The organism is Anaerostipes sp. CAG:276, from assembly GCF_000432215.1.
GTDB classification, from domain to species: Bacteria; Bacillota; Clostridia; order Lachnospirales; family Lachnospiraceae; genus Anaerostipes; species Anaerostipes caccae.
The window spans coordinates 1,247-5,288 of sequence record NZ_FR889203.1 but is presented as its reverse complement, the minus strand read 5'-3'; the positions used below and the strand labels follow the sequence as shown (position 1 = coordinate 5,288).

Below are 4,042 nucleotides of genomic sequence, written 5' to 3'. Positions count from 1 at the left end.
GCCTGAATTCTCCGCCTTTCGGGCATAAAGGAAGCTCAGAAACGGAAGGCTTTTCCCCTGAAAAATACTGGTCCAGCCAGTCTTTTGTTGTTTTAAGCACGAAAAGACCGTCTTTTTTCTCCATTTCTCCTGAAAGGGTTCCTCCAAAATATTTCTGTCCTTCCATCCAAAGACCCACAATATGATCTCTGTCTGATGCAATGGTCAGCATCCCTAAAGGGGACTGATACTTCGTAAAAAAATACATGATTTCCTCCGATACAGAATTTTTTATCGTTCAGGCTTGTATATTCCGTAATTTCCTCTCTCTGTGTTCTTCACTTCATACAAAGCAGTGTCTGCATTTTGGTAAAGTTCCCGAAAAATCTTCCCGTCACGGGGGTAAAACACGACTCCCATGCTGCAGGACACCTCCCCTTTGTCTGTATATTTGCGCCGCAGCAGATGGCAGAGCATATTGATTCTCGGAATTACATCGTCCTCAGACCCGATGTTTCTCAATAAGACCATAAATTCGTCTCCGCCCATTCGGCCGCACAGATCACTTTCTCTCAAAAAACCATTTATAAAATGAGCCGTTTCCCGAATAACCTGATCTCCGAACGGATGTCCGTGGACATCATTGTGGGTTTTGAACCGGTCAATATCCAGCATAATCAGAGCATGTTTGTTTGCAGAGCCCTCTTCCCCTAAAATTCTTGTAACTTTTGCCACAAAAGTCTCTCTGTTGAGAAGTCCGGTCATGCCGTCGTGCTCTGTCTGGCTGCGGAGTTTCAGCTCTTCTCTTTTTTCTTTATCAATATCGAGAGTCATCATAAAGAGACGTACATTATCGCTGTAAGGATCAGCCAGGAGCAGAATAATGGCGCGTACCCAGAAGAGACTTCCATCCGGCCGCTTTCTTAAATAATCCATGGAGCCTCTCGTCTGGCCTTTATAATAACGGACCAGCAGCGAATCACGGTCAAAAAAGTCAGAAAACCTCTCAGCGTCCCCTTCATATACAAAATGATCGGCAATATATTGTACCGTCTGTGTATATTTTTTAAGCGGCCGCAGGTAATCCGGCGGAAGATCTCCGGCTTCTTCATCAAAGAGATCTTTCGTCAGGTTATATTCATAAAATCCAATGGTTTTTCCTTCCTGGGATTTGAAATACTGGCTCCATTTCTGGTAACTCAATTCCTTCTCCCGCTGCTCTGTCATATCCTCACAGGATATGACTGCCTTTTTTACATTTCCATTTTCATCATAAATAGAAGAAAACTTTGCTTCGTACCATCCGAAGGAACCGTTTTTTCTCCTCTTTTTGACTGCCGCATGTCCGTTTGGTTCACCCCGCAGGATAGCTTCATAAAATTCTAAGTACTCCTTCTTACAGGGGCCGTCAATAGCTCCGGATTTCACGATGCTGTAAGGGGCATCATCCACAACCGGCGGAAGGCCAAATTCATCTGCCGCGGCTTTTGGCTGATGGAGCTGTTTTTTCTCTGCATCATAAATATACATTAATTTATCTGTAAGCTGATAGGCAATCCTGCTCTCTTCGCTGCTGATGCGCAGTTTTTCCTCCATCTCCTTCCTGTCGGCAATGTCGACCAGAGCACAAGTCATGCGGTCCGGCTGTTCCTGATCATAAAAAACACCGGACCAGCAGCCACATTAATTTCCCGGAGCTGTGTTCGTAGCGGTACTCCAGCTGAAACTCCCTGTCCCCATTCCGGATATGCTGAAACACTTCCCTTTTGATATATAAATAATCTGATTCGGGAAGTATAAACTTGGCATTTGAAAATCCCTTTTCTTTAGCACTTTGGGGTGTATATCCATAAATCTTATAGTAAAATTGATTTGCATATAGCATTGTCAAGTCAGTATCCAGAAGGACCTGGCATATTCCGCAGGGTACTGTATCTAATATCTTACTATAGTCTAATACTGCTTCCAACTAAACTGCTCCCCTCTTCACAATGCAGACAAAGCCTGTCTGTAAAGTGTTTATTTTTTGAGTATAGCAAAATATGGAGAAAAAAGCAATGAAGCGTCCTTCACATGATTTCCCCATACTTTCATTTTTCTGCCGATAAAAATAAGACTGTATCTGTTATGTACGATTCAAACCCGGTAAATCCAGCAGATTCAAAAAATAATCGCAGTTCTTTTTGGCTGTACACCCTCACATCACCTTTATTGGAAAAGGGAAATACCAGCGTGTTGGCAAGACACCGCACCACCGGAGAATAAAACGGTTCTGCAATAAAAACTTTTCCATGACTCTTTAATACCCGCATACATTCGCCGGCAAAGGTCCGGGGATTCTCAAAATGATGGAACGCGCAGGATACCGTAATAACATCCATACTCTCATTTTCAAAGCCGAGAGGCGCACAGGGGCCAACTGTAAATGTACAGTCCGGGTACCTTTCTCTGGCAGACGCAATCATATTTTCAGAAATGTCTACACCAAAGGCATTAACTCTCGCCTTTTTGGAGAGTTCTCCAGCAGATATCCATTGCCGCAGGCAACGTCCAGTATATTATCTCCATCTCTGAGCTCCGCCTTTTTTATAATCTCTTTTTTATGGGATCTTGTATAATGCCCCTCCGGGCCAAAGTCATATTCCCACGCCATCTCATTGTATATTTTATGAGACTGTTCTGTCTTTTTCCCCAAATTCATTCCTCCGAGTATGTTGTATCATACCTCATCTAATTTATTTCTGCTTTCAGCAGTGAATACATCCTCATATCGATAACTTTACCATTTTTCACGGCATTATTTCTCAATGTTCCCTCATATTGAAAACCGGCTTTTTCGAGTACCCGGCATGATGCGGCATTGTATGCAAACGGCTCAGCATAGATACGGATCATATCGCTTTTATCAAAAACATAGGCACAGATTTGTTTTACAGCCTCAGTCATGATTCCTTTGCCCCAATATTCTTCTGCTATATAATAGCCCAGCTCACCAGTCTGTCTGTGTATGTTCTCCTGACGGAATACTCCAATACTGCCGACCACTTTGCTGTCTGCTGTGACAGCAAAGGCAAAAGTTTGATCTTCGTCTGCAGAAAGCACATCCATTATATATGCTGTTCCATCTTTCTCAGTGTAAGGGTAAGGCAGTCCGTCCCGAAGATTATTTTGTATCTTTGTATTAGACAGAGCAGCCGCTAAATCTTCTGCATCCGATAACTTCCACTTCCTTATTTTACAAATCATTTTTATCTGCCTCCTTGGTATGGTTGCACAGCATTGGGACCTTTTCTCTAATTTAAATTCAAAGTGGTGAATCTGTCAAGGTAATCCCAAATATCTTCAAAATTTCAACAAATTAATCAATCATTTTATTTATTTTAGAGGAAAATTAAATTTTAAAGAATATATACAGCCTGATTCAGAGTCAAATGGAGAGTGTGATTGTATATCATCTACCTACCAAATAGATTTTAAATTATTGAAAAGTACAACAAGACTACATGCTTCACGAGAATTATCAGAACTTATGTAAATTTACTTAATGCTAAGAAAAATATATTCTTCCTTTTCCCGTATGAGTTTTCTTTTGTAAAACGTTATAACTTTCGATATGTTTTAAATAATATTAGAATTGCCTTAGAAAAAGATTTTTAGGAGTCAAATATATACAGAGAAAAATATTGCCATGGTTATGATACTTATATTGCATATATTTATTCAATAGTAAAACATATAGTATATTGTATGATTATGTATACTAACTAAAATACTCTTGAGCTTAATTCCTCGATTACCAAAAAAAGGATCGTTGTTATACAACGATCCTTTTGTCCAGTCTACACTGATAATGGTAATTCAATCACTCTGGGATTAGTTTCCCATCTGCTTTGCCACTTCCTCAGCAAAGTTTTCTTCTTTCTTTTCGATTCCTTCGCCTGTCTCAAAACGGATGAATCCTTTGATGGCAATCTTCGCAGAATTAGCTTTTGCTACTTCTTCTACATATTTTCCAACAGACTGTTTTCCGTCTTCAGCCTTTACATAAGCCTGATCTAAAAGA

Annotated in this window: 5 protein-coding genes and 2 pseudogenes; all 7 read right to left on the bottom strand. The window is 40.5% G+C overall.

Annotation, left to right across the window (positions count from 1 at the left end):
- Positions 1–247: pseudogene (locus QVP35_RS13825) on the bottom strand (methylated-DNA--[protein]-cysteine S-methyltransferase); the annotation flags it as partial.
- A 23-nt stretch (positions 248–270) separates the two neighbouring features.
- Positions 271–1,575 (bottom strand): sensor domain-containing diguanylate cyclase, encoded by a 1,305-nt coding sequence (locus tag QVP35_RS13820; protein WP_225103674.1) that lies wholly within the window; start codon positions 1,573–1,575, stop codon positions 271–273.
- A gap of 58 nt (positions 1,576–1,633) precedes the next feature.
- Positions 1,634–1,948 (bottom strand): PAS domain-containing protein, encoded by a 315-nt coding sequence (locus QVP35_RS13815; RefSeq protein WP_022261274.1) that lies wholly within the window; start codon positions 1,946–1,948, stop codon positions 1,634–1,636.
- A 121-nt stretch (positions 1,949–2,069) separates the two neighbouring features.
- On the bottom strand, positions 2,070–2,456 hold the full coding sequence (locus QVP35_RS13810) for a class I SAM-dependent methyltransferase (protein ID WP_330361344.1): 387 nt from the start codon (positions 2,454–2,456) through the stop codon (positions 2,070–2,072).
- A gap of 2 nt (positions 2,457–2,458) precedes the next feature.
- Entirely contained in the window at positions 2,459–2,674 is a 216-nt protein-coding gene (locus QVP35_RS13805; RefSeq protein WP_022261272.1) for a hypothetical protein, read from the bottom strand.
- Positions 2,675–2,709: 35 nt separating this feature from the next.
- Entirely contained in the window at positions 2,710–3,225 is a 516-nt protein-coding gene (locus QVP35_RS13800) for a GNAT family N-acetyltransferase (RefSeq protein ID WP_009289772.1), read from the bottom strand.
- Between the two features lie 627 nt (positions 3,226–3,852).
- Positions 3,853–4,042, bottom strand: a pseudogene (locus tag QVP35_RS13795) (translation elongation factor Ts); the annotation flags it as partial.